We start from the raw sequence: 24,777 nt of genomic DNA, 5'->3' as shown, positions 1-24,777 counted from the left end.
CCCTAAGCCCAGGCGAAGCCCATTACAGTACCAATCCCGTTTCTTCCGGCAGGCCCAGCATAAGGTTCATGCACTGGATGGCGGCGCCGGACGCGCCTTTGCCCAGGTTGTCGAAGGAAGAAATCACCAGTACCCGTTCATCGTTTCCTGCGATATAGAGGGTCATGCTGTCTTTTCCTGCATTTTCATTAGCCGCAAGGAAGAGGCCGTTCGTTTCCGTAAGGGACAGGGGGCTCACCTGGATGAGCTTGGACCCTTTATAGTGCTTTTCATAGATCATGTGGAAATCATCGGTATCGATATCGCCGGGGAGCCCGCAGGGGAGCTGGAGGAAGTGGGTGTGGAAGCCGATGGTGACTTCCATGCCTTCGTAGTAGTTATCTACAATGGGGGAAAAGAGGGGAGTCTCGCAGAGCTTGCAGACCTTCATGATTTCCGGCAGGTGCTTGTGGTTTTGGGAAAGGCCATACTGCCGGGGAGCGAGGAGGGCGCTGTCTCCGCCCTTTTCATATTGGCTGATCATCTTCTTGCCGCCGCCGCTGTAACCGGTGAGGGAGAAGCAGTGGAGGGGGTAGTTGATGGGGAGAATCCCTGCGTGGACCAGGGGATAAAGGATGGAAATGACGCCGCTGGCATGGCAGCCGGGGACCGCTACTTTCTTTGCGGAGGCGATGGCTTTCTTCTGGGTTTCAGAAAGTTCAGGAAATCCGTAAACCCAGTCGTCGGCGGTGCGGTGGGCGGTGGAGGTATCGAGAATCCGGATGTCCGTATCCTTCACGGCCTCCACGATTTCTTTGGACGCCGCATCGGGAAGGCAGAGGAACATGAGATCCGCCTTTTCTGCAAATGCTTTGATGGTGGGGATATCTTTTCTCTTCTCTTCGGGAAGGGAAAGGAGTTCTATATCTTTGCGGGAGGAAAGACGGTCATGGAGACGAAGGCCGGTGGTACCGGATTCACCAACAATGAAAACTTTCGGCAGTGCTGTAGACATATGAGGTCTCTCCTTCCATTTTCAATCTAAGGGATAGTCACCGAAGGTGGCTACCATGACCGCTTTGATGGTGGGAAGCCGGTTCGCTGCTTCCTGGAAGGCCAGGGAGCAGGGGGCTTCAAATACATCATCCGTCACTTCGATGCCATCAAGGCCAAACCGTTCGTAAATATCTTTCCCCACTTTCGTTTCCGTGTTATGGAAAGAAGGGAGGCAGTGGCAGAATACGGTGTCCGGATTTCCCGTATTTTTAATCATATCCATGGTGATGCGGTAGGGCAGGAAAAGCTTGATCCGTTCGCCCCATAATTCGTAGGGATCTCCCATGGTGACCCAGACACCGGTGTAAATGACATCGAGCCCCTTCACCCCTTCCACCGGGTCATCGGTGAAGGTGAAGGTGGCTCCCGTCTTTTCCGCAATCTTCTTGCATTTGGCGGTGAAATCATCTTCCGGGAAGAACTGCTTCGGTCCGATAATCCGGAAATCCATGCCGGACAGGGCGGCGCCGGCCATGAGGGCGTGGGCCATATTGGACTGGCCATGGCCTACATAAGCAAAAGACAGCTGGTTCAAAGGCTTTTTGAAATGTTCCTTCAGTGTGAGGAAGTTGGCCAAAGTCTGGGTAGGATGGTCATAATCGGTGAGACCGTTCCATACGGGCACGCCGGCCTTGGCGGAGAGCTCTTCCACGGCGCTTTGGGCGAATCCCCGGAATTCGATGGCATCGAACATGGACCCCAGGACCCTTGCGGTATCGGCGATGGATTCTTTCTTGCCGATCTGGCTCCCCGTAGGTCCCAGATAGGTGGTAAAGGCGCCCTGGTCCCGGGCAGCCACTTCGAAGGCGCAGCGGGTACGGGTGGAGTCCTTTTCAAAGATGAGGGCAAAGTTTTTGCCGGTCAGGGTCTTGATTTCTTTTCCGGATTTCTTGTCCTGTTTCAGCTTTTCGGCAAGATCCAGATAATAGGCAAATTCTTCCGGTGTATAGTCGGTCATGGTCAGAAAGGAATGGTTCAGTAAGCTTTTCATGATATACCTCGTGATGGTTATTCTATGGGAATTCCCGCCCGGAAGGCGGGAAGCCGGATTCGGATTATTGCGTTGCGCTGTGGGAACGGCGCTGGTGGATAGAGTCATTTATGCGGGAGCTTGGTGGTCAGCATGGTTGCGTGCGGAGTCACTCGCACGGGGCTTCTAGCTTCTAGCTGTTAGCAGCCAGAAAAACTGACCCGCCTGCGGCGCTTCCCACCTGATGTTTCCGTAGTCATTCGCGCCGTAGGCTGTAGAGCTTTCCTGAAAGCTAGCCGCTAGAAGCTAGAAGCTCTCGCTCAAATGGCTCTATCCATCAGCGCCGAATCACTTCATCGCGCCAGGGCCTCCATGGCAGCGGCAGCTTCCATGGTTACCCCCAGGGGAAGAATGGATTCGTTGATAGCGAAGGATGCATTGTGAAGGGCCGGCGTATTTCCGTCTCCCGTACCCAGCCACAGAAAGGCGCCGGGGAATTTCTCCAGGTATGAGGAAAAATCTTCTGCACACATGGACGGGAATTCAGGCTGGCAGATATGTTCACTGCCCAGGTAGGCCTTGCCTACGTCCTGGAGAAATGCAATTTTCTCCGGTGTATTGATGGTAGCGCTATGGCCTCTGACGTAGTTCAGTTTGGAGTGGGTATGGAACATGACATCCAGTCCCTGCAGGATTTCGCCCAGTCTTTTTTCCATTTTGTCCCGGAGCTTTGGCCGGTAGGTACGGCAGGTCCCCTCCAGGTACGCATCTTCTACGCCCACGTTATACCGGGTGCCGGCATTCATAAGACCGATGGTGCAGACCACATTATCCATGGGGTTCATTTCCCGGGAAATCAGGGACTGCACATCGATGATGAAGTGGGCCGCCGCCACCAGGGCATCGGTGCCGTTATGGGGCTGGGCGGCATGGGTGGATTTTCCTTTGATGTGGACATAGAAGCGGTCAGAAGCAGCCATGAGGGCGCCGGGTTTCAGTCCCACCATGCCGGTGGGGAGCTCCGGCCATACATGGAGCCCGTAGATTTCAGACACATCATCCAGTTTCCCGCTGGCCGCAATGTGACGGCCGCCGCCGATGGCTGCCTCCTCTTCTGCCGGCTGGAAAACGATTTTGACGGTGCCATGGAGCTGGTCCTTCAATTCATTCAATACCGTTGCAGCGCCCAGAAGAATGGACATGTGGCCATCGTGGCCGCAGGCGTGCATGACGCCTTTATTTTTAGAAGCAAAGGGGAGACCGGTGAGTTCCGTCACCGGCAGGGCATCCATATCTGCCCGGAGGGCTACCGTCTTTCCGGGATACTTTCCTTTGATGGTGCCGAGCACGGCATTCTGGAAAAATCCGGTCTCGTAGGGGATTCCCAGTTCTTGGAAAACCTGCTGTATATATTCGGAAGTCTTTACTTCCTGTCCCGAGAGCTCAGGATATTCATGGAAATGTCGCCTCCAGGCCACCACCTTCGGCAGAATGTGTGTGACCTTTTCTTTAATCTGATTTTCATACATCATTGGGACGACCTCTTTTCCTTCATGGATATTCCTGCTCATAAGATTGAATAAATATGCATCATGTAAACTTGAAATATGCATAATTCCCTATAAAATTGGGTAATAAAAAAGCAGGTATGAAATTTGTTGAAATAATAATACAACTTTACGAATATATATGCAATAGGCATTTTGCAAAATATTTGTAAATTGTTTTCATGCTCCTGTGGGGAGCAGCCAATTTCAGTGAGCTCATGGGGCTGGCGTTTAGCATGCTTATGGGCAGAGTCACCAGCACGGGGCTGCTGGCTTCCAGCTGTTAGCTGCCAGGAAAGCTGGCCCGCCTGCGGCGGTTCCTATCCGATATTTCCGCCAGTCATTCGTGCCGCAGGCTGTAGAGCTTTCCTGGCTGCCAGCTGGAAGCCCTCACGGGTTTGACTCTATCCATCAGTACACCCCATCAGCTCGATAAACCGCAATAGTCCTATTCCTTCATTTTCGGCTTTGACTAAAAGGGGGAGGAACGGTTACCATTTGGTTAGCTTGCTAATTAATATCTGCAATGGGGGGTCATCATATGTATAAAAACTTTATATTCCCCACAAAAGAAGAACTGGAAAGCCATGCCCGCATGATTCCGGAAATCCGGGCGGATGATGTGATTACCATGCTCACCGTCATGCAGGCGGCTGAGGAAATCCGGGACCGCACCGACGGTATCCTGGAGCGGAAATACCACATGTCCCAGGGAAAGCTCTGTGTCATGATTATCCTTCACCAGCACAAAGAGGGCATGACGCCGTCGGACCTGGCAAAGTCGGCGGGAGTGACGAAAGCCACCATTTCCGTCATGCTGGCCCGGATGGAACGGGACGGGCAGGTGGAAAAGGCGGTGGATGAGGAAGACGGGAGAAGCCGGAAGATTTTCCTCACCGAAAAGGGCAGGAAAGAGATGGACCGGATCCTGCCGGCCCATTACCGGCGGATTTCCCTGGTCATCGGAAAACTGGATGATTCGGAGAAAAAAGAACTGGTCCGGCTGCTGCAGAAGCTGGTGGCACCGGAGTGAGCAGCGGCCTTCGGCGGAGGCTGAAGCGGCGGTGCGAAAAAATGAGAAATCAGGAATGGGAAATCAGGAATGGATGTGCGGCGCACATAATTTAGAAGCACTGCGAATTATATATTTTCCTTCCTTGTGTCCAGGAGGAAGCCTTAGCCAGGCCGCAGCCATGCTGCAGGCAGAGCCATGGCCGAAGGTCAGTGCCCTTTCCTGCTTACTGCCTCTATTCACCTCATTGGAGGCATCCCGTATGGGTATACCTATATAGTTAGTCGACTTATTATCTGGAGGAATTCATGGATATTCATAGTAAACCGGTGAAAATCGGCCTGTTGTTTCTGGGACTCATCATTGTATGCGGATTGGCCCTTCTGTATAAAGGCCACGACGCAGTGGCCATGGCCAAGGAAAAGAGGGACGGCATTGTGACGGCGGAACAGGTCCGGGTGTCCTTTGATTCCGTCAATGGCCGGCTTCTCAAGGAAAACGTGAAGGAAGGGGACCACGTGAACAAAGGGGATATCCTCATGGTCATGGACAGCACCGATACGGACCTTGCCATCCAGCGGCTGGAAGCCCAGATCGCCCAGATGGATGCGGAAATCGATTCCCTCTCCGGCACCATTGATGTGGCGTACCAGAAGGCGGACACCGACGAAGTGGAAACCCATCGGCAGATTGACCAGCAGAAGGCGGTCATTGCGTCCTCCCAGGCTTCCTATGAAAATAAGCTGTCCGACTACAACCGTATGGCACAGCTCATGGATGCCGGCGCCATTTCTAAAATGGAAATGGATAACGTCACCGCCCAGCTCCGGGTGGCGGAAGCGGACGTACGGTCCCAGAAAGAACTCCTGAATAAACTCCTGGGCGGGGCACAGGACCAGGACAGTACCGAAGACATTGCACTTCCCTCCATCAGCCAGGAACGGCAGAGCGCCGATAACAAAGCCAATGACCTGGAATCCCTGAAACAGCAGAAAAAGCAGCTGGAAGTGCAGCTGGCCCAGCAGAAAGTGAACCGGGGCCGTCTCATCTTACGGGCGCCGGAAGGGGGCAAGATCCTGAAGGTCATTGCGAAGGAAGGGGAAATGGTGTCCGCCAATACACCGGTGATCCTTCTGGAAAGTGACCGGTACTATTACGATATTTATATCAATGAGCAGGAAAAGGGAAACCTGAAGGAAGGGGACCGGCTCACAGGGCACACGGTGGCAGGCAATATCAAAGTTCCCGGTACGGTGCGGCTGGCTGCCCGGGCATCAGGATTTGCGGATTTCAAAATGTCCCGGGAGAAAAGCTCCGCCGACCTTACGGCATTCCAGATCCGGACCTATATAGACCGGGTACCCGGTGTCATTCCGGGCATGACAATCGAGGTGGACCGCCATGAATTCGCTGGTCGATGAAATCCATTTCCTCTTTTCCGGCAGGGGTATGCCCTATGAAAAAGTGGCTCTCATGGTGGCCTCGGTGATTACCGTATTTTTCACCGTCTTCCTTGGCTACAACTATGCCCGGGATGTGAATGTGGTGGTGGTGGACCTGGACCATTCCCGGTACAGCCAGGAAATGGTGGAGGCCATCAATTCTTCCCGTCACATGAAGGTGAGCTCCGTCATTTATACACCCTCGGATCCCCAGAAATTTTTCTATGAAGACAAGGCCTATGCCGTCATTTGCCTGCCGAAGGACCTGGAGCGGGATGTATATTCCGAGCAGTCAGTCAATATCGGACTGTACTGCGACTATACCAATGTGGCTCTGACGGCGGATATCCAGACCGCCATGAATGAACTGGCCGGCACCATCAATGCAGAAGCGGCGGAAGAGAAAGGACAGTCCGGCGGCATTTCCGTGAGCACAAGGCTCCTTTTCAACCCCAGCGGCAGTACGAGCAATGCGGAGACCGAAGGGTTCCTTTTCTTCTTTTCCAGTATGTTTTTTACCTTCGCCACCATCGGCATGGTACCCCGACTGAAACTGGAGCATAAGTGGGAGGACCTCATGGAAAGGGGCTCTCCCTTTGACCTCATGGTCCGCATCCTGCCATACATGGGATGCCTGTTCACGGCACTCCTTCTCGGTATGGCCATCCTCCGGGTATGGGGAGACATGGTGATCTCGGGAAACATGCTCCTCTTCATGGGGCTCCAGTTCTTTTATATCTGGGGGGGTAGGCATGATGAGCATCCTCTTTGGCTGGACTGCAGTGAACCCCGGAGTTGCCTCGAGTCGGATGATTCTTTTCATCCCCGGCGGTTTCATCCTCGGCGGCCAGGCGGGACCGTTAATTTTCATTCCGGAATGGGTGAAAATCCTGTCCCATTTCTTCCCGCTCACCTGGGAATTTCATTTCGTCCGGGACATCATCATGAGGGGAGCCGGGTTCAGTGACATTATGCAGGAAATCGGTGCCTTCTTCCTGTATCTGGCGGCCATTGCCATCGTCTTCTGCCTCCGCTTTGAAAGCGTAAGGAAAAAATACCAGGCTCGGGAAGCATCCGAAGCGCATCTGGAAGAATCCCATTGACGGGAAAGGTGAGACCGGTTTTCGGAGGATGAGCTGTCCGTGAAGCAGATTGAATAGAGTATTTGCGGCACAGCCGGTTGTCTCACAGAAGAATAAGAGTCCCGGTGTTAGATAAACCCCAGGCATGCAGCCCTTTGGAGAAGGACTGCGGTAAAGCTGCAGGATGGATTGCCGCAAGGTGGCTGATGGCAGGGAGAAGATGGTGGGAGCCACTTCAGCGAGAGCCCCCTCCGGCGCCTGCGGCGCCACCTCCCCCATAGATGGGGGAGGTCAATGATTTGCGGCGGAGCCGCTGGACCTCAAATCTCAAATCTCAACTCTCAACTCTTTTCCCAATCATGCAGGCCCTTGGAGATGGAGGCCCTGCAGAGGACCTCCAAGTTTGGCCTGAATACAAAAGGCGCTTAACCTGCCCATAAAAGCGCCTTCCTTATGGGCCAAACGGGCCGCGGCAAAGCCGCAGGATGGATTGACGGGAATGGGCAGCGGCCGCTGGCCGGGGCTCTGTCCTTCGGCATGGCAGCAGCTCCGCTGAGGCTCAAGGAAGGGAACATGTATTTAGTGGCGAAGCCGCTGGACCTCAACTCTCAACTCTTTTCCCAACGATGCAGCCCCTTGGAGAAGGACCGCGGTAAAGCCGCAGGATGGATTGCCGCAAGGTGGCTGATGGCAGGGAGAAGATGGTGGGAGCCACTTCAGCGAGAGCCCCCTCCGGCACCTGCGGCGCCACCTCCCCCATAGATGGAGGAGGTCAATGATTTGCGGCGGAGCTACTGGAACTCAAATCTCAAATCTCAACTCTCAACTCTCAAATCTATCCCAAAGCATGCAGGCCCTTAGAGAAGGGCCGCGGCAAAGCCGCAGGATGGATTGGAGGAATCATGCGGCGCAGCCGCTGATTTCGTCTGATGTCTGACCGTCTGACCGTCTGACCGTCTGACCGTCTGGCGTCTGCTGTCTCAGTCACCTTTGGAATAGGAGGAATTGTTATGGAAATCAGAAAGATCATGGTACCCCTGGACGGTTCTGCAGAATCGGATAAGGCCTTTGCCTTTGCCCTGGACATGGCGGGGAAATACAAATCCACACTCCTTCTTGTCCATGTGGTGGACATGAATGAGAAAATGAGCGCCCTGGACCAGGTCACCATGAGCGGCTACGTACCGGCGGAGCTCATGGAAGAGGGGTACAAGCTTCTGGGACATTATACAAGGCAGGTGCCGCCATCCATCCCGCTGGAAACTCTGGTCCGTATCGGTGCTCCGCCGCAGACCCTCTTTTCGGTATGGCAGGGAAAAAAGGCGGACCTCATCGTCATGGGCAGCCGCGGCAGGGGGGCCGTGGAAAGCCTCGTCATGGGCAGTGTGAGCCAGTACATCCTCCACCACGTGACGGCAGCCGTAACGATTGTGAGGTAATGGAGCCAGGCCAATTTCAGTTTGTCGAGCTGTTGGGGGCGCTGATGGATAGAGTCATTCGCGCAAGGGCTTCTAGTGTCTAATTTCGTAAGTTTCCGATTGTATCCCTAAGTTGCGAACCCTTGACCTCACGTTTTTTCCAGCGGAACGGTTCTGCATGCTCATTGTAGGCAGCAATAAACTTTTTAATCGCTGACACAAGATCCGAAACAGAGTCAAAACTTGCCCCTCGGAGCACTTTTCGCGACATAATGTTAAACCATATTTCCACTTCATTCAGCCAGCTTGCTGACGTTGGTGTGTAATGAAAATGGACATTAGGATGCTTTTCCAGCCAGTCGTTTAAGCGCTTGTGCGTGCAGTAATTATCGACAATAATATGATATTGCACTTTGTCTCCACCCGGCTCACTTTTCAATAAGTCATCTAAAAATTCTTCAAAGTCCTCTCTGGTTTTTCTCTTTGTTGTCTTTCCATAAATTTGTCCGGTAGCTACCTCCAGTGCACCGAATAAATTTATTGTTCCATTCCTCCGATATGTGCTTTTCAACCCGCGCACAATTTTCTTGTTATGAGTAAGTACATATCCTTGGGCTCTACTTAAGGCCTGTATCGATGGTTTCTCATCAACGCTGATTACGACAGCATTCTCTGGCGGGTTCAAGTAAAGTCCCACGATATCAGCAGACTTTTTAGTAAACTCCGGATCAGTACTGACACACCAGGAACGCTGCCTTGCCAGCTGTATTCCTTCCTTTCTCATAAGTCGCCAAATGGCAGCCTTTGAGACATTCAGAACTCTTGCCAGTGTAGGACCATCCCAGTGTGCTAGCCCGTCTGGAGGCGCTTCCTTCAGCTTATTTAACACCATTTCGCGGAATTCCGGTCCATATTGAGCAGTACGGCCCCGCCTTTTCTTATCCTGTAGTCCAGGGATGCCCTGTTCAGCGAAACGATTCCGCCAAAGGCTAACGGTATTGGGGCGTTCCCCCAACTTAGCCGCGATATCCTTGATTTGCATTCCATCAAGACATAGAAGAACCATTTTTGCACGTCTTACAATGCGATGCTCTGTTTTTTGAGAGTTTACGATTTTATGCAGTTCTATGCGTTCGCTTTCGGAGCAGCGTATTTGCTTAGCAACTTTTGGCATAACGTTATCCCCCCCTGCAATTTGCATTTATCTGGAATAAGTATACCATTATTTGCTGTGTCCGGCAATACAATCTATTATTTATGAAATTAGACACTAGCTGCTAGCTCCGAGCTTCTAGGAAAGCTCTACAGCCTACGGCGCGAATGGCTGACGGATAAGGATAGGAGGCGCCGCAGGCGGACCAGCCTTCCTAGTAGCTAGAAGCTAAAAGATAATATGAAATGACCTCCCCAGTTTGATGTATATGCCCAAATTTCGGTAAAATATAGTTGCAAGGCCAATTTTACGAGAACAGGATCATATTTTCTCAACCAAGGAGGTCATCATGTCTTATTCTAGCACATTTACGTCCCCGATCCCATTCGTTTATGTTGGTATCGACACCCATACCGAAAACTATACGATGGCTGCTGTCGTTAATCAAATGTCTCCTGCCGGTGAAATTATTACGTTAGATCTTATTCCCCCTCGTAAACTTGGCCCTGCAGTAAAGAATGTGCTCCGGTTCATTGGTGATTGCAAAAAAGCCGTTAACAGAGAGTGCCATGTTATCTGTGGTTATGAAGCCGGGTTATTCGGTTATGGCCTTTACCGTAAGCTTATGGCAGCCAATGTAGATTGTATGGTAATAGCTCCTTCTTCTTTGAAGAAAAGCAGCAGAGATAAAAAATTCAAAAATGATTATATTGATTCAAGAGCGCTTGCCAATGCCATGGCGAAAAGTGAGTGTATTTCCATTTATGTCCCCGATGAGGAAGACGAATCCATTTTCCGCTATATCAGGATGCGTGACGACCATCAGGATATGGTTAAAGTCACTAAACAGCGGATAACTGCTTTTGTGCACCAGATGGGATTCCATTATAACCAGGGAGCTACCTGGACCCAAAAACATGTGAATTGGATTATGAGTCTCCCGCTGAGCGAATTGAATAAGGAAACATTGAGTGAGTATATGACAACTCTGCTTACCCTCCAGCAGAAGCTGGAAGATCTGGATGTCAGGATTAAGTCATTTGCAATGCAGAAAAAGTATGCAGCTAATGTCAATAAACTGCGCTGTTTCCTTGGAATAGAATATGGCTTTGCACTTCGTTTAATTGTAACTATTGGCGATTTCAAGCGCTTTCCTACAGCAGGCCATTTTGCGTCCTTTTTGGGACTTACCCCAACTGAACACTCCAGTAATGAAGATGGCAACTATGGCAGCATTTCAAAAGCCGGAAATATTGTTTTGAGGAAGAAGCTGATTGAAGCAGTCTGGTCCGGCTTTTCACGGGGGCGGCCCGGATACAAGAGCAGGGCTTTGAGAAAACGGCAGGAAGGATGCTGTGCATCAGATATTCATTATGCGGACAAAGCAAACAGAAGACTTCGCGTAAGGTTCAGAGACAAGATTATGAAAGGGAAAAACAGTAATGTTGCTGCTACTGCCGTTGCCCGGGAATTCAGTGGCTTTATTTGGGGAATGATGACTGGACACACTGCTGACGTTATTCGTAAAAAAGCTTGACATCGCACGCATAGTTCTCTGAGTTAGACAGCAAGCATAAAAATACAGTCGAAGGGAGATGATTAAAAGGTGAATAGCGGTTTGGACAATATTAAGGGAGAGCTTTGAGTTAAGAGAGGCTGGGTTATCCTAGTGCTAGCTTTGCAGGACATGCATAGGCATGATTCCAAATAAAAGATTGAAGGAACCCGCGGCGAAATCATTGACCTGTTAATCCACGTATAAGAGACTGATCAAGCCCCGGAATAATCTGCAAAGCTCTTCCTCCATGTTGTTCAGGCAGCTATTGCCTGGAACCCGCATACCAATTTGAACTTGACATGGAGCCCCTGCTCATGTGATTTCCAAGCCAAGGGGCCGAAAAAATATGGCCATAGAGGAAGCAGGCTATCACATGAGCCGCTCCATGTAAAGTTCAAATTTTCCCAAACCGATTTAATTCCATTACATCTTGCAACTAGTCTTATTGGCAAGAATATTTGGCATGCTTGGGGTCTTGACAAAGGTCATTTCATAAGAGCTAGCAGCCCCGTGCCAGTGACTCTGCCCATAAGCATGCTAAACCGCCCGTTCCATCAGCTCTACAAACCGCAATAGTCCGATTCGCTGAATTTATTTTCTTATTCATATATTTCCAATTTTCTATCCGGGTATGGTATAATAAAAACAATATGCAGGCATCCAGCGAGAACGGACAATCATAGATCTTGAATCATGGGAGAGGCGCTTGTGGCGTTCTCTTTTTTAATGCCCCGGCGAGTACCGGGAAGATGCACGTGGTGCATAGGAATTTTATTATTATGCCTGCTTTTCAGAGGGGGAAAGCCCCGCGTACCCATGAACGCATACAGGAGGAAACATGTACGAAACTTTTAACGAACTGGGAGTTGTGCCGGAAATACTGAAGGCCGTGGAGGATATGGGATTCGAAGAACCCACGCCCATCCAGAAGGCATCGATTCCGGTAGCAATGGCCGGGAAGGACCTCATCGGCCAGGCCCAGACGGGGACCGGGAAGACCGCAGCCTTTGGTATTCCCATCCTGGAACGGATTGATACATCCAAGCCGGGACCCCAGGCAGTGGTTCTTTCCCCGACCCGGGAACTGGCCATCCAGTCTGCCGAAGAAATCAACCATCTGGCCCAGTACCTTCCGGTCCATGCACTGCCCATTTACGGGGGCCAGGACATTGAGCGCCAGTTCAAGGCACTCCGGAAACATCCGAACATCATCGTAGCCACACCGGGCCGGCTCATGGACCACATGAAGCGGGGCACCATTGACCTGTCCCATGTGCAGATTCTCGTCCTCGATGAAGGGGATGAAATGGTGGATATGGGATTCATCGATGATATCCGCACCATCCTGGCGGCCATTCCGGAAGAACGGCAGACCATGTTCTTCTCCGCCACCATGCCCGAACCTATCCGGGAACTGGCGGAAACGTTCCTGAAGGATCCGGAACTGGTGAAGATCAAAGCGGCCACCGTGACCATCGACCTCATTGAGCAGGAATATATCGAACTGCCGGACCGGCAGAAGTTTGACGCCCTCTGCCGTCTCCTGGATATGCAGGACCCGGAACTGGCCATCGTTTTCGTCCGCACGAAACGGCGCTGCGACGAAGTGACGGAGGCCCTGAAGAAGAGAGGATACATGGCGGAAGGACTTCATGGCGACCTGTCCCAGCCGAAGAGAGATACCGTGGTGCGCCAGTTCAAAGAAGGGACCATTGATATCCTGGTGGCTACGGACGTGGCAGCCAGGGGCCTCGATATTTCTGGCGTCACCCATGTATACAACTTCGATATGCCCCAGGACCCGGAAATCTATGTACACCGGGTAGGCCGTACCGGCCGTGCAGGGAAGACGGGCCTTGCCACCACCTTCGTCATTTCCCGGGAAATGGGACAGCTCCGGGATATTGAACGGGTCATCCGCCGCCGTATCAAGAGGCGGGCTGTACCGACCCTGTCCGAAGTCATCGAAGGAAACCAGAAGGCAGCCATTGAAAGCCTTTCCGATACCGCCCAGGGCGGAGGCCTCGAAGATTACAGGGAAAGCGCGGAGGATCTCCTGAACGATGTGGACTCCGTCTCCCTGGTAGCAGCGGCCATTAAGCTTCTGACCAAGCAGCCCGACGTGACACCGGTAAAGATTACGGAAGAACTGCCGAACTTCAAGCGCCGCAGGAACGGCCAGCGCCGCCACTTCGACGGGGACCGGCCAAGACGCCGGTTCAATAAGGACGAAGGGGGCCGCCATTTCGATGGCAAACGGTCCCGTCGTTTTGACAACAGAAACCGGAAACCGAGAGGTAATGGGGATAAGAATATTCATGAATCCAATTTCAAGCCCTACTTCAAGGAAGACTGATTGAAAAAGTGCAGGAATGAGTTCCTGCACTTTTATAATGGATGCATAGCTTGTCAAATTGCGGTTTGTAGAGCTGTTGAGGGGGCCGATGGATAGAGTCATTCGCGCGGGGGCTTCTAGCTACTAGCGGCTAGCAACCAGGAAAGCTCTACAGCCTACGGCACGAATGACTGGCGGAAATAACGGAAAGAAAGCGCCGCAGGCGGATCAGCCTTTCTAACAGCTAGCCGCTAGAAGCTAGCAGCCCCGTGTGAGTGATTCTACACGCAAGCATACTAACCGCCAAACCCAACATCTTACTGAAATTGGCAGATCGTCTTGCTAAAATCCATCATAAATAGTACAATACATCTAGAGATATAAATATATTAATTAAAGGAGGAAATCCTATGAAAAAGATTATTATGATAAAGATCCCCGGATGCCCCTACTGCGCCAAGGCCAGAAAGGCAATCGAAGAACTGCATGGAGAAGAAAAATATAAATCCGTTCCCGTAGAAGAAATCGATGAAACCACCCAGCCGGAACTGGCAAAACCCTATGGAAAAGACTATTACTATGTACCCAGCCTTTTCATTGACGGGAAAAAGCAGTTTGAAGCAAAGCCGGGCATGGACTATGATACCATTAAGGCGGCAGTGGTAAAGGCCTTTGATGAAGCATTGAAATAAAAACAGATAAAAGGACCCTGAAAAGGCAGATGAGCTTTTTCAGAGTCTTTTTTGCATAGACCTGCTGCCTGTGACTGCATGGAAATTTAATCTGAAATCAGGGATTAGAAATGGCAGACAAAAGAAGGGAGACCTATGGAGGATTTCGAAAAGAAGAACAGGAATTACTGGGACCGTCGGAGCCGGGCCTACAGTGCCCTCAGGCAGAAAGAGCTGGAGAGTGGTGACGCATTGTGCTGGCGGAAATTTCTGTTGGACAGGCTTCCGAAGGGGGATCATCTTACAGTACTGGACGCCGGCACAGGCCCGGCCTTTCTGGCCATCGTCCTGGCCGGGGCAGGGGCAGATGTGACGGCGCTGGATTTTTCCTCTTCCATGCTGGAAGAAGCGCAAAAAAATGCCCAAAGGGCGGATGTGGCGATCCATTTCATCCGGGGCGATGTGATGGACCTTCCCTTTGAAGCGGAAAGCTTTGATGCCGTCATTTCCAGAAATGTGACCTGGAATCTTCCCGATGTTCCCAAAGCCTACCGGTCCTGGTACAGGGTGCTTAAAAAGGGAGGGGTTCTCCTTAATTTTGACTCCGACTACGGTCCCCTGGATTTCAGGGATGCTGCGGCCATGGCGAAAAATGCCCATCATGGCGTGGATGCGTCTCTCATTGCAACCTGTGAAGAGCTGAAAGATTCTATCCGCATCAGCACCCACCGGAGACCCCTTTGGGACCTGGGCATGCTGCAGAAGATTGGATTCTGCCGGTGTACGGTGGAAGAGGATATCAGGCAGGCAGTCCATCGGTCTACAGAGTGGCAGTATGATCCGGTGCCCCTGTTCTGCCTTCGGGGAGTGAAAAGATAAAGGATAGAAAAAAGCACTGATGAAATGGGACTTGCGAATTCATCGGTGCTTTTGCCATTTATTGAATGATATGGCTGCTGTTATCTGGTATTTTAATTGGTTTTGGCTCCATGGAGGAGACATTCCTTCATTTCCAGATACCGGTCCGTATAGTAGGGGGCTACCTGGGATTCCCTGAGGTCGTAGCCGAAGGGGCGGCGGCTGATGGCGATGAGCGGCGGCGTCTGGATGCGCTTGGCCACGGCGAAGCCCGCAAAAAGGTGCCACCATTTTTCCAGGTCCCTGATGAAATCGGAGGGACTGGGGAAGAGGGACTTCACCTTTACCTGGCAGCCGATATGGTCTTCCAGGGTTCCGTCCATGTACCAGGAGAGAATTTCTTCCGGCGTATTCCGCTGCCAGGGTTCCACGAAACTTTTCAGGAGGTAGTCGTGGTATTCATAGATGAGGGGATCCCCAAGACCCTTTGTGACGTCCTGGTTCTCGGAGAGCTCGGCGCTGGGCTTTACGGTGAAGATGCCTTCCGGAATGATTTCTTTCCCATACCATTTGTTCAGGTCCCTTCCCAGCCGGTAGACCTGGTATTTCCACAGGTCCGCCGTCGCCGCCAGGGCGCCGGCCAGGTCCCCGTAGAGGGTGCCGTAGCCGATGGTCATTTCCGTTTTATTGGCGTTACAGGTGAAAATACCGCCGAAGCCAGCGGACAGAGCTGCCAGGATCCGGCTGCTCCGGTCCCGGGCCTGCATATTTTCTTTCATGAATCCTGTCAGATGGATGTCGCCATCCATGAGGGGGAGGGCTTCCAGGGATTCTGCGGTCTCATCGATGAAATGGCCGATGGGAATGACGTGGTAGGCGCACCCCAGGTTTTCCGCCAGCTTTCCCGCCAGGTCCCGGGTCAGTTCGGAATTGAACCGGGTCGGCGTATTCACAAGGAGTACGTTTTCCGGCGGGAGGATGGAGCGGTACAGGGCGGCGTTCACGGCGGAATCGATACCCCCGGAAATACCGATGACTACACGGCTCTGGCCGATGCTTTCCAGAAATTTCCGGACTCCGTAGCGGAGGGCGGGAAGGAGCATGTCTTCTTTGCAGGGAACCATGGGGGAAACGCTTTCCGGACGGCCGGATTCAGAGGAAAAGGAGAAAAGGGAATGGGGATCTTCGTAGGGCCGGGCTTCGGCGAGAAGGTTTCCGTCCCTGCCGTAGGAAGCGGTCATGCCGTCATAGGTATAGCAGGTTTTCCCGTTATTCTCCAGGCCCCTCCGGTTCACGTAAATCATGGGCACATGGAGCCGGGACAGGGATTCGTGGAGCATGCGGTGCCGTTTATCATTTTTCCCGAGGGTAAAGGGGGAAGCGGACAGGTTGAGGAACAGGGACACCCCTTTGGCTGCCAGTATTTCCATGGGAGAAAAATGGTAATTCTCATCCCAGCTGTCTTCGCAGAGGACGATGCCGGTCCGGAGAGTGCCCTCTTTCAGGGGAAGGAGGAAGGGGGACAGCAGGTCTTTTGGATTTTTCCCTTCTTCCAGGGCCACCTGGAGAAGGGACGTGAAGTACCGGCGGTCATCGAAGCAGCGGTAGTTCGGAAGGAGCGTCTTTATGGCAAAAGGACGGCTGCTGTTTTCGGGGCAGAGGAAATGGCCATGGGCGGCAGCAAAGGCGGCATTGTATTTCCGGGGCCTGCCGTCGTCATTGGTCTTCGACCAGTCCACGGCGCAGCTGCCCCATACAATGATGAGATCCCTGGCGGCAGCCGCTATTTTCCGGTTATAGGATTCACATTCCCGGAGAAAAGCATTCTGGTCCCACAGGTCTCCGATGAGATACCCGGTGAGGCACATTTCCGGGAGCACCAGCATATCCGCCCCCTGGGACCGGGCCCAGGCGATTTCCCGGTCTATGCGGTTCCAGTTCTCCCGGATGTTGCCGGGAATCACATCCAATTGGGCAGTGGCTATTCGTATCATGGCAATTCCTCTTTTCCTGTCATTTTCTCCATTGTAATGGGAGCGGGGAAAAGTGTAAAGCGATTATGTTCTTGCCCGGTTTCAGTGAGCTGGTGGAATACGGCGTTTGCGGGGAGAGTCATTCCTGCGGTTCTCCTGGTTGCTGGAAAAGCGTTACGCCTGCGGCACGAATGACGTGATGGAAACGTCAGGGGGGCGCCGCAGGCGTAAATCTTTCCTGGAAGCTGGCAGCTAAAAGCTGGAAGCCCCGTGCCGGTGACCCTATCCGTCAGCATGTCAATCCGCCGCGAAGCGGCTGTCCCCTTAAGCATGCCGGCCGCCGGTCCATGGGCGTAGTTTTTCCTTTTATGAATGGATTTCATGGTATATAATTAAATTGAATAACTGTTCACTGCATGCAATAGGAGAACTATGGAACGTTATCGGAATTATTCTGACTACCTGAAAAAGAAATACGGGGAAAAGGTGTACAAGATCCCCGTTTCCCTTCCCGTGACCTGTCCGAACCGGGATGGCACCCTGTCGTCAAAGGCCTGCATCTTCTGCGGCTCCATTGGCGCCGACTATGAAACGAAGGCCGTGGGCATGGACATTACCAGCCAGCTCAATCGGAGTATGGCCCACGTGGGACCGAAGTACAAGGCGAAGAAGTTTATCGCCTATTTCCTGAATTTTACCAATACCTATGCCAGGCCCGCCGATTTCCGGAGGTGGGTGGAAGAAGCCATGGCCCATCCCGCCGTGGTGGGGGGTGGACGTATCCACCCGGCCTGACTGCATCCATGAAAGGTACCTGGACATACTAAAGGACTGCGCTTCCCGGTACGGGAAGGATGTGACCCTGGAGCTGGGTCTCCAGAGCAGCAATGTCCATACCCTGTCCGTCCTGAACCGGTGCCACACGCTGGCGGAGTACATCGACGGCGCACTCCGCATTGGCCGGTACGGATTCGGCCAGTGCACCCATGTGATAGCGGACCTGCCCTGGGATGACCGGATGGACGTGGTGGAAACGGCAAAAATCATTTCCGTCCTTCCGGTGACGGAGGTGAAGCTCCATTCCCTGTACATCGTGAAGGGAACGGCCCTGGCCGATATGTATGAAAAGGGAGAGGTGAAGCTCCTGTCCATGGAAGAATACATGGAGCGGGCCATCCTTTTTCTCGCCTACCTTCGTAAAGACATTGTGGTGCAGCGGATCGTAGGCCGGGCATCCGGCACAAATACGCTCTCCGTGAACGGCGGTTCCCCCTGGTGGGAAGTGAAGGACCGGATAGACCGGCTCATGGAAGAAAGAAATGTGACCCAGGGCTGCCTCTGCGATTACCTCGATGGAAAGGCAGTCCGTCATTTGATAGAAGAGCCATGAATGGTTTCATGGATGAATTACAGAAAGGATAACGACTACGGAACGGATAGAAGAAATCGTCATCAGGGACCAGCAGGAAGCGGCCCATCTTTTTGAAAGGGACAGTTCCTATCTTTCGGTCATTGGAGAAAGGTACGGCATCGATGTTTCCGGACGGGGCAACCTGATCCGCATCAAAGGGGAAGAGGAAGCGGTCAAAAAAGCGGTGCGGGTGGTGGAGCACCTTCGCCACATGGTACACGAGCAGATCCGCCTGTCCCAGCGGCAGGTGCAGCTGGTCATGACCCTTCTGGATGAAGGGAAAGACCAGGTGCTGGAGGACCTGGAAGGGGATATTATCAACTTCACGAAGAACGGCGCCCCCATCCGCCCCAGGACCCTGGGCCAGAAACTCTATGTAGACACCATCCGCCGAAACTCCATTACCTTCGGCATCGGCCCTGCCGGTACGGGGAAGACCTACCTGGCCGTGGCGCTGGCGGCGTTTGCCCTGAAAAACCACGATGTCCAGCGGATTATCCTGGTCCGTCCGGCAGTGGAGGCCGGGGAAAAACTGGGGTTCCTCCCCGGGGACATGCAGGAAAAGGTGAATCCCTACCTGCGCCCCCTCTTTGACGGACTCCTGGCCATGTTCGGGCCCGAAGAATTCCTCCGGCTCCAGCAGAAGGGACAGATCGAAGTGGCTCCCCTGGCCTACATGCGGGGACGGACATTGGAGAAATCCTTCGTCATCCTCGATGAAGCCCAGAACACCACGGTGGAGCAGATCAAAATGTTTCTGACCCGCCTCGGGTTCCGGTCCAAAATGGTGGTGAACGGCGACGTCACCCAGATCGACCTGCCGCCTCACGTGAAAAGCGGGCTCATCGATGCGGAGCGGGTATTGAAGAACGTAAAGGACATCGGCCATGTCCATTTCAGCGAAGACGATGTGGTGCGGCACGACCTGGTGGCCGCCATCATCCATGCCTATGAAGAGGATGCAAAAAACATGTAAAAAACGGAGGCAGTGACCATGGAAATCACAATTAATTACAGCGACATGAAATTTTACAGCGAAGACCTGGAAAAACTGATCCATATGGTCCTTTCCAAGGGAGCAGAGCTCCAAAAGGTGCCGGAGGATGCGGAAATCAGCGTGCTCATCTGCGATGCCGATACCATCCATGAACTGAACCGGGATTACCGGAACGTGGATGCTCCCACGGATGTCCTCTCCTTTGCCCTGAACGAAGGGGAAGACGATGTGCCGGAAGAAGAAAAGGCACTGGGAGACATCGTGATCAACCTGGACCGGGCCGTGGAACAGGCAAAGGAATTCGGCCACAGCAAGGAAAGGGAAATGGCCTACCTCTCGGTTCACGGATTTCTCCATATCCTGGGATACGACCACTATGACCCGGAAGAAAAGAAGGCCATGCGGAAGGCGGAAGAAGATATCCTCGGCGCCTGCGGCCTTTCCCGGATTGTGACGGAAGGGAAACTGGAAGCCGAAGAAAATGGACAGTAAAGACATCCGCCCGCTTCTCGTAAAAGCCCTGGAGGTAAGGAAAAACAGCTACTCCCCCTACTCTTTATACCCCGTAGGAGCGGCCCTGCTGGCAGAGGATGGCAGCATTTACACCGGGTGCAACATGGAAAATGTATCCTACCCTGCCTCCCTCTGCGCAGAGCGGAATGCCCTGGGCAGCGCCATTGCCGATGGGAAGCGGAAATTCCGGGCCATCGCCATCGTCGGAAGCCCCGAAGACTACACCATGCCCTGCGGTATATGCCGCCAGGTGCTGGCGGAATTTCACGTGCCCCTCATTATCTGCGGAAAATCGGAAGACGATTACCGCACCTATACACTGGAAGAAATCTTTCCGGCGGCCTTCACGGCGAATGAACTAAAGAAAAAGTAATTGGTCCCACCGGGAGGGAGATATCAGACAGCCAGACTTCAGACATCAGACCAACCAGCGGCTGGGATAGCAGCAGGGAACGGTCAGAGCCACTTTAGCGAGAGCCCCCTCCGTCGCCTTCGGCGCCCACACCCGACTTCGCTGGGAAAGCGTCTCACGGGGCTCTCAGTCGCCTTCGGCTCCCTGCGAGCCCCGTTCGCTTGCTTTTCCCCCATAGATGGGGGAGGTAGAATCAATGTGCCAATCGTCCCTTTTAGAAGGGACGTAGAATGGCTTATGAAAACCGCGCCACTTGACCAGTCTTTGCAGCGAAGCGGCGGAACCTCAACTCTCTTCACTCAATTCTCAAATCTATTTTTGAACTACAGTTATATGGCCCTTCACGATTCCCAAATATGCTTGAGATACATCTTTGATTTATACATACAGGAGTCCCTATGACAGAAGACAAGAAATTTTATTCCGGCTTTGCCGCCCTGGTGGGCCGGCCGAATGTAGGAAAATCGACCCTCATGAACGCCCTCCTGGGGGAAAAGATTTCCATCGTTTCCTCCCACGCCCAGACCACGAGAAACAAGATCACCGGCGTGTGGAACGGAGACAATTCCCAGGTGGTGTTCCTCGATACTCCGGGCATGCACAAGCCCCAGAGCAAACTGGGAGAAGCCATCCGACAGAGCACCATAGACGCACTGGACGAGGTGGACCTCATCGTTTTCCTCTGCGCCTGCGATGATCCCCTTGGGGCGGGAGACCGGTACATCCTTTCCCTCCTGAAGGACCGGAAAGTGCCGGTAATCCTGGCCCTGTCGAAGACCGACCTGATTCCGAAGGACCAGGTGCTGAAGAAGATTATCCAGTACAGCAAGATCTACAACTTCGCAGAAATCATCCCCCTCTCCGCAAAGACCGGGGAAAACCTGGATGAGCTCATGAAGTGCATCGTGAAGTATCTGCCGGAGGGGCCGAAATATTTTCCCGACGACATGGTGACGGACCAGCCGGAACGGAATATTGTCCAGGAAATCGTGAGGGAAAAGCTCCTCATCCGTACCCGGGACGAAGTGCCCCATGCCATCGGCGTGTACACCGAAGAATTCTCGGAACGGGAAAACGGGAAAGTCTGCATCCGCTGCACCATTTACGTGGAACGGGAATCCCAGAAGCGCATCATCATCGGCAAAAAAGGAAGCGTCCTGAAAGCGGCGGGCCAGGAGGCCAGGGAAGAAATCCAGAACCTCATCGGCGCCCCGGTGTTCCTGGACCTCTGGGTCAAAGTGGCGAAGGACTGGAAAAACAACGACTACATCCTGAGAGAACTGGGATATAAGGAACATAAGTGAGTCCCCATCTCGCCGTGACCAGCTTGCGGCGAAAAAGGAAGAATTGAGATTCCCCGGCGCCGCCGCAGCTGTTCCTCCCCTCTTTAGAGGGGAGGGGGACCGCGAAGCGGTGGAGGGGTGGCCGCCGAAGGCGGCAGGCCCTGCTGTTAAATACAAAATTTGCACTGCTTCTAAAGAGAAGGTCCGCGGCAAACCACAGAATAGATCGATGGGTATAGGCGGGACGGATGTGCCGCAGGCAAATTCCCTCGACCTCGGTCTCGATCTCGTCCGATCCGGCTGTTAACCTCCCCTCTTTAGAGAGGAGGGGGACCGCGAAGCGGTGGAGGGGTGGCCGCCGAAGGCGGCAGGCCCTGCTGTTAAATACAGAATTTGCGCAGACTCTAAAGAGAAGGTCCGCCGCAAACACCAGAATGGATTGATAGGTATGGGCGGGACGGATGTGCCGCAGGCAAATTCCCTCGACCTCGGTCTCGATCTCGTCCGATCCGGCTGTTAACCTCCCCTCTTTAGAGGGGAGGGGGACCGCGAAGCGGTGGAGGGGTGGCCGCCGAAGGCGGCAGGGCCTGCTGTTAAATACAGAATTTGCGCAGACTCTAAAGAGAAGGTCCGCCGCAAACACCAGAATAGATTTATGGGTATAGGCGGGACGGATGTGCCACAGGCAAATTCCCTCGACCTCGGTCTCGATCTCGTCCGATCCGGCTGTTAACCTCCCCTCTTTAGAGGGGAGGGGGACCGCGAAGCGGTGGAGGGGTGGCCGCCGAAGGCGGCAGGGCCTGCTGTTAAATACAGAATTTGCGCAGACTCTAAAGAGAAGGTCCGCGGCAAACAACAGAATGGATTGATAGGTATAGGCGGGACGGATGTGCCGCAGGCGAATCCCCTCGACCTCAACCTCCATCTCAATCTCGATCTCAATCTCCATCTCCATTTCCATCTTACCGGCCCGGTCCGGCATACCCATTACACATGTGTCCCATAGCACACAAGGAGGAATGACTTATCAGTACCGATATACAGTGGCTGGCCCTGTCCATTGTGGCTGCCCTGGCTGCTTCGTTTTTTAACTATAAGAATACCCTGGTGAACTTTTCTTTCGCCCGGATGCGGAAGAAGTACATCGAAGACAACGATGAACAGGATCCGGAGCTGATTAAAAAGGTGGCTCCCTTTTACCAGAGAACCAGCCAGATCCTGGGAGGCACCCAGGTGGCCTTTGTCATTTACTGCGGCATCTTTGCCATCAGCCTTCTCACCATGATCCTTTCGGCCCACCACATCCTCTCTCCCCTGGTGGGGGCAGACTGGGACTGGGTATTGGACCTGGTGCTGGCGGTGGCGGCCATTATCCTGGTCGGCGCCTATTGGGTGGTGACCATTCTCTATCCCGGCACCCATGCCCTGGTGGAGCCTCTCCCGGTACTGGCGTCCCACCGATGGGTGGTTCACTGGAACCGCCACCTCTTCCGTCCCCTGGTGCAGGTGGGCCTCTTCCTGGTGCGCCGCATTTTCCGGCTGAAGAAGATCCCCTTCCGGAACGAAGTGAACTTCACCTACACCGAAGATGAGATCCGGTGCATCGTGGAAGAAAGCAGCCGCAGCGGCCGGCTGAATGCCCTGGAAAATACGCTGATCAAGAATTCCTTCGACTTCTTCGACCTCATGGTGCGGGACGTCATGATTCCCCGGAATAACATGGTGGTCCTCGACTTCAACGACGACATAGACACCATGCGCCGCACCATTTCCAAAGCCCACCACACCTGCTACCCCGTCTGCATCGATGACAAGGACCAGATCCTGGGCTTTATCCACGTGAAGGACTTCATGGAAAGCCTCCTCCACGGAGAAAGCAACGTGAAAAAGATTATCCGGGAAATCCTGACGGTGCCGGAAGTCATGCCGGCACCATCCCTCCTGCAGCTCATGAGAAACCGCCGCATTTACCTGGCCGTGGTGGTGGATGAATACGGCGGCACATCGGGCCTCGTCACCCTGGAGGACCTCGTAGAAGAACTCATCGGTGAAATCCCCCAGGCCGTGGATACCACGCCCTATGAAATCGTCCGCCGCAAAGACGGCACCTATGAATTCGACGGCACCGTCATCCTGGACGACGTATCAGACCGTCTGGAAATCGACCTGGACGGGGAAGACGGCAATGCCACCATTGGAGGCTTCGTATTCTCCCATCTGGAACGGATCCCCAAGGTCGGGGACCACGTAGATTTCTCGGGGTGGCGGTTCTCGGTGCTCCGGATGGACGGATTCCGCATTATGCGGGTGAAGGCGGAGCGCATGACACCTTCCGCCAAAGCCCCTGAAAAGGAGACGGAAAAATGAATGGGCAGCTTCGGACCGGCGAGGCCATCGTGCTCCACAGCACCAAAGGGAAGGAAGGGGGGAAGGCCCTTACCCTCTTCACCGCCTCCAGGGGCCTCCTTAAGGCCTTCATCCCAAGGGCCGCCCTGGCCGGCTCCGGCACCGGCCTCACCGCCCCCTTCGCCCATATCCGCTACACCGCAGCCCTCTTTCCGGAATACGCAGTGATACGGCAGTACGAAGGGGAGCTCCTCTTCGACATGATGAAGCTATCCTATGAAGACATGGCCTACTGGTTCTACCTCATAGAGCTCACGGAAAAGCTCTTTCCTCCGGGCGTCAAGGACGACGGGGTCTACGATACCCTCCTGGAAGTGGGGAAGGCAGGCCGCACGAGAAACAGCATAGCCGTCACCTTCATCGCCTCGGTCCAGGTGCTGGCCCTCTCCGGCTTCGACGCCGCCGCTCCGGAGGCAGTGGAACAGTACCATATCACCGGAGACACCGCAAAACTCCTCACTGCCTTTCGGGACTATCGCTGGCGGGGTCCTTTTCAAGGGACCATAGGAAAAAGAAACTTTCTGGAAGCCGCAGGTTACCTGGACAGGTTCCTCCAGGACGTCTGCGATATCAGGATGAATACAAAAGGTACATTTACAAGGGCCCTGGAAACAGGGGAAACCTAAAAGGATGCCGTAATGGGGCATCCTTTTTTATGTTGCCGGTTTTACTGATATCTTCCTTGCTTTTTCACCAGGTCG

The 24,777-nt window shown here is 53.4% G+C and carries 19 protein-coding genes and 2 pseudogenes; 16 read left to right on the top strand and 5 right to left on the bottom strand.

Annotation, left to right across the window (positions count from 1 at the left end; all coding sequences use genetic code 11):
* Window positions 1–22 precede the first annotated feature (22 nt).
* From argC to ACFWUL_RS08910, 3 genes are all read right to left on the bottom strand, one after another.
* Window positions 23–994: an N-acetyl-gamma-glutamyl-phosphate reductase gene (gene argC, locus ACFWUL_RS08920; RefSeq protein ID WP_416177032.1), complete on the bottom strand. Its 972-nt coding sequence runs from the start codon at window positions 992–994 to the stop codon at window positions 23–25.
* Window positions 995–1,015: 21 nt separating this feature from the next.
* Window positions 1,016–2,029 carry an ornithine carbamoyltransferase gene (gene argF, locus ACFWUL_RS08915; protein ID WP_416178125.1) on the bottom strand — a complete coding sequence of 338 codons (1,014 nt, stop codon included), beginning with the start codon at window positions 2,027–2,029 and terminating at the stop codon, window positions 1,016–1,018.
* A gap of 329 nt (window positions 2,030–2,358) precedes the next feature.
* Window positions 2,359–3,537 carry a M20 metallopeptidase family protein gene (locus ACFWUL_RS08910; RefSeq protein WP_416177031.1) on the bottom strand — a complete coding sequence of 393 codons (1,179 nt, stop codon included), beginning with the start codon at window positions 3,535–3,537 and terminating at the stop codon, window positions 2,359–2,361.
* A gap of 556 nt (window positions 3,538–4,093) precedes the next feature.
* On the opposite strand from ACFWUL_RS08910, the gene ACFWUL_RS08905 reads away from it, so the two are divergent.
* The 5 genes from ACFWUL_RS08905 (at window position 4,094) to ACFWUL_RS08885 (ending at window position 8,527) form a co-directional block, all read left to right on the top strand.
* Window positions 4,094–4,585, top strand: a complete 492-nt coding sequence (locus ACFWUL_RS08905; RefSeq protein ID WP_416177030.1) for a MarR family winged helix-turn-helix transcriptional regulator — start codon at window positions 4,094–4,096, stop codon at window positions 4,583–4,585.
* A gap of 287 nt (window positions 4,586–4,872) precedes the next feature.
* Entirely contained in the window at window positions 4,873–5,985 is a 1,113-nt protein-coding gene (locus ACFWUL_RS08900) for an HlyD family secretion protein (RefSeq protein ID WP_297021022.1), read from the top strand.
* Window positions 5,966–6,973: an ABC transporter permease gene (locus tag ACFWUL_RS08895; RefSeq protein ID WP_416177029.1), complete on the top strand. Its 1,008-nt coding sequence runs from the start codon at window positions 5,966–5,968 to the stop codon at window positions 6,971–6,973. The genes ACFWUL_RS08900 and ACFWUL_RS08895 overlap by 20 nt, the downstream gene beginning before the upstream one ends.
* Window positions 6,951–7,109 (top strand): hypothetical protein, encoded by a 159-nt coding sequence (locus tag ACFWUL_RS08890; protein ID WP_416177028.1) that lies wholly within the window; start codon window positions 6,951–6,953, stop codon window positions 7,107–7,109. Before ACFWUL_RS08895 ends, ACFWUL_RS08890 begins: the two co-directional genes overlap by 23 nt.
* 989 nt (window positions 7,110–8,098) lie before the next feature.
* The gene (locus ACFWUL_RS08885) at window positions 8,099–8,527 is read left to right on the top strand and encodes a universal stress protein (protein WP_416177027.1); all 429 of its coding nucleotides are present in this window, start codon (window positions 8,099–8,101) and stop codon (window positions 8,525–8,527) included.
* A 79-nt stretch (window positions 8,528–8,606) separates the two neighbouring features.
* On the opposite strand, the gene ACFWUL_RS08880 is transcribed toward ACFWUL_RS08885, so the two are convergent.
* A complete protein-coding gene (locus tag ACFWUL_RS08880; RefSeq protein WP_416176725.1) occupies window positions 8,607–9,680 on the bottom strand; it encodes an IS630 family transposase in 1,074 nt (357 codons plus the stop codon).
* Window positions 9,681–10,008: 328 nt separating this feature from the next.
* On the opposite strand from ACFWUL_RS08880, the gene ACFWUL_RS08875 reads away from it, so the two are divergent.
* The 4 genes from ACFWUL_RS08875 to ACFWUL_RS08860 all read left to right on the top strand — a co-directional run bounded on the left by ACFWUL_RS08875 (window position 10,009) and on the right by ACFWUL_RS08860 (window position 15,102).
* Complete coding sequence (locus ACFWUL_RS08875; RefSeq protein ID WP_416176858.1) at window positions 10,009–11,196, top strand: IS110 family transposase; 1,188 nt, start codon at window positions 10,009–10,011, stop codon at window positions 11,194–11,196.
* An 859-nt stretch (window positions 11,197–12,055) separates the two neighbouring features.
* Complete coding sequence (locus ACFWUL_RS08870; protein WP_297021741.1) at window positions 12,056–13,573, top strand: DEAD/DEAH box helicase; 1,518 nt, start codon at window positions 12,056–12,058, stop codon at window positions 13,571–13,573.
* A gap of 389 nt (window positions 13,574–13,962) precedes the next feature.
* Complete coding sequence (locus ACFWUL_RS08865) at window positions 13,963–14,244, top strand: glutaredoxin family protein (RefSeq protein WP_297021744.1); 282 nt, start codon at window positions 13,963–13,965, stop codon at window positions 14,242–14,244.
* A 135-nt stretch (window positions 14,245–14,379) separates the two neighbouring features.
* Window positions 14,380–15,102: a class I SAM-dependent methyltransferase gene (locus tag ACFWUL_RS08860; RefSeq protein WP_297021746.1), complete on the top strand. Its 723-nt coding sequence runs from the start codon at window positions 14,380–14,382 to the stop codon at window positions 15,100–15,102.
* Between the two features lie 92 nt (window positions 15,103–15,194).
* Here ACFWUL_RS08860 and nadE read toward each other — a convergent pair whose 3' ends face one another.
* Window positions 15,195–17,075, bottom strand: a complete 1,881-nt coding sequence (nadE, locus tag ACFWUL_RS08855; protein ID WP_416177026.1) for an NAD(+) synthase — start codon at window positions 17,073–17,075, stop codon at window positions 15,195–15,197.
* Between the two features lie 411 nt (window positions 17,076–17,486).
* Between nadE and ACFWUL_RS08850 the strand changes: the two are divergent.
* From ACFWUL_RS08850 to recO, 7 genes and pseudogenes are all read left to right on the top strand, one after another.
* A pseudogene (locus tag ACFWUL_RS08850) lies at window positions 17,487–18,444 on the top strand (TIGR01212 family radical SAM protein).
* Window positions 18,445–18,472: 28 nt separating this feature from the next.
* Window positions 18,473–19,476 (top strand): annotated as a pseudogene (locus tag ACFWUL_RS08845) (PhoH family protein).
* Window positions 19,460–19,954: an rRNA maturation RNase YbeY gene (gene ybeY, locus ACFWUL_RS08840; RefSeq protein WP_297021752.1), complete on the top strand. Its 495-nt coding sequence runs from the start codon at window positions 19,460–19,462 to the stop codon at window positions 19,952–19,954. Before ACFWUL_RS08845 ends, ybeY begins: the two are co-directional and overlap by 17 nt.
* Window positions 19,944–20,348 carry a cytidine deaminase gene (locus ACFWUL_RS08835; protein WP_416177025.1) on the top strand — a complete coding sequence of 135 codons (405 nt, stop codon included), beginning with the start codon at window positions 19,944–19,946 and terminating at the stop codon, window positions 20,346–20,348. Before ybeY ends, ACFWUL_RS08835 begins: the two co-directional genes overlap by 11 nt.
* Window positions 20,349–20,785: 437 nt before the next feature.
* On the top strand, window positions 20,786–21,691 hold the full coding sequence (era, locus tag ACFWUL_RS08830; RefSeq protein ID WP_416177024.1) for a GTPase Era: 906 nt from the start codon (window positions 20,786–20,788) through the stop codon (window positions 21,689–21,691).
* 1,086 nt (window positions 21,692–22,777) lie between these two features.
* A complete protein-coding gene (locus ACFWUL_RS08825) occupies window positions 22,778–24,037 on the top strand; it encodes a hemolysin family protein (protein ID WP_416177023.1) in 1,260 nt (419 codons plus the stop codon).
* On the top strand, window positions 24,034–24,702 hold the full coding sequence (gene recO / locus ACFWUL_RS08820) for a DNA repair protein RecO (protein WP_297021765.1): 669 nt from the start codon (window positions 24,034–24,036) through the stop codon (window positions 24,700–24,702). Before ACFWUL_RS08825 ends, recO begins: the two co-directional genes overlap by 4 nt.
* The last annotated feature ends 75 nt before the right edge of the window (window positions 24,703–24,777 follow it).

This window comes from Dialister sp. (genome assembly GCF_047832375.1).
Lineage (GTDB): Bacteria > Bacillota > Negativicutes > Veillonellales > Dialisteraceae > Dialister.
Note: the sequence above shows the minus strand (reverse complement) of the source record. Positions and strands in the feature narration are given on the sequence as shown.

Bases quoted from the DNA above. Each gene is read 5' to 3' on its own strand.
- argC (WP_416177032.1), bottom strand. From the start codon at position 994: ATGTCTACAGCACTGCCGAAAGTTTTCATTGTTGGTGAATCCGGTACC.
- ACFWUL_RS08910 (WP_416177031.1), bottom strand. From the start codon at position 3,537: ATGATGTATGAAAATCAGATTAAAGAAAAGGTCACACACATTCTGCCG.
- ACFWUL_RS08905 (WP_416177030.1), top strand. From the start codon at position 4,094: ATGTATAAAAACTTTATATTCCCCACAAAAGAAGAACTGGAAAGCCAT.
- ACFWUL_RS08900 (WP_297021022.1), top strand. From the start codon at position 4,873: ATGGATATTCATAGTAAACCGGTGAAAATCGGCCTGTTGTTTCTGGGA.
- ACFWUL_RS08895 (WP_416177029.1), top strand. From the start codon at position 5,966: ATGAATTCGCTGGTCGATGAAATCCATTTCCTCTTTTCCGGCAGGGGT.
- ACFWUL_RS08890 (WP_416177028.1), top strand. From the start codon at position 6,951: ATGAGGGGAGCCGGGTTCAGTGACATTATGCAGGAAATCGGTGCCTTC.
- ACFWUL_RS08885 (WP_416177027.1), top strand. From the start codon at position 8,099: ATGGAAATCAGAAAGATCATGGTACCCCTGGACGGTTCTGCAGAATCG.
- ACFWUL_RS08880 (WP_416176725.1), bottom strand. From the start codon at position 9,680: ATGCCAAAAGTTGCTAAGCAAATACGCTGCTCCGAAAGCGAACGCATA.
- ACFWUL_RS08875 (WP_416176858.1), top strand. From the start codon at position 10,009: ATGTCTTATTCTAGCACATTTACGTCCCCGATCCCATTCGTTTATGTT.
- ACFWUL_RS08870 (WP_297021741.1), top strand. From the start codon at position 12,056: ATGTACGAAACTTTTAACGAACTGGGAGTTGTGCCGGAAATACTGAAG.
- ACFWUL_RS08865 (WP_297021744.1), top strand. From the start codon at position 13,963: ATGAAAAAGATTATTATGATAAAGATCCCCGGATGCCCCTACTGCGCC.
- ACFWUL_RS08860 (WP_297021746.1), top strand. From the start codon at position 14,380: ATGGAGGATTTCGAAAAGAAGAACAGGAATTACTGGGACCGTCGGAGC.
- nadE (WP_416177026.1), bottom strand. From the start codon at position 17,075: ATGATACGAATAGCCACTGCCCAATTGGATGTGATTCCCGGCAACATC.
- ybeY (WP_297021752.1), top strand. From the start codon at position 19,460: ATGGAAATCACAATTAATTACAGCGACATGAAATTTTACAGCGAAGAC.
- ACFWUL_RS08835 (WP_416177025.1), top strand. From the start codon at position 19,944: ATGGACAGTAAAGACATCCGCCCGCTTCTCGTAAAAGCCCTGGAGGTA.
- era (WP_416177024.1), top strand. From the start codon at position 20,786: ATGACAGAAGACAAGAAATTTTATTCCGGCTTTGCCGCCCTGGTGGGC.
- recO (WP_297021765.1), top strand. From the start codon at position 24,034: ATGAATGGGCAGCTTCGGACCGGCGAGGCCATCGTGCTCCACAGCACC.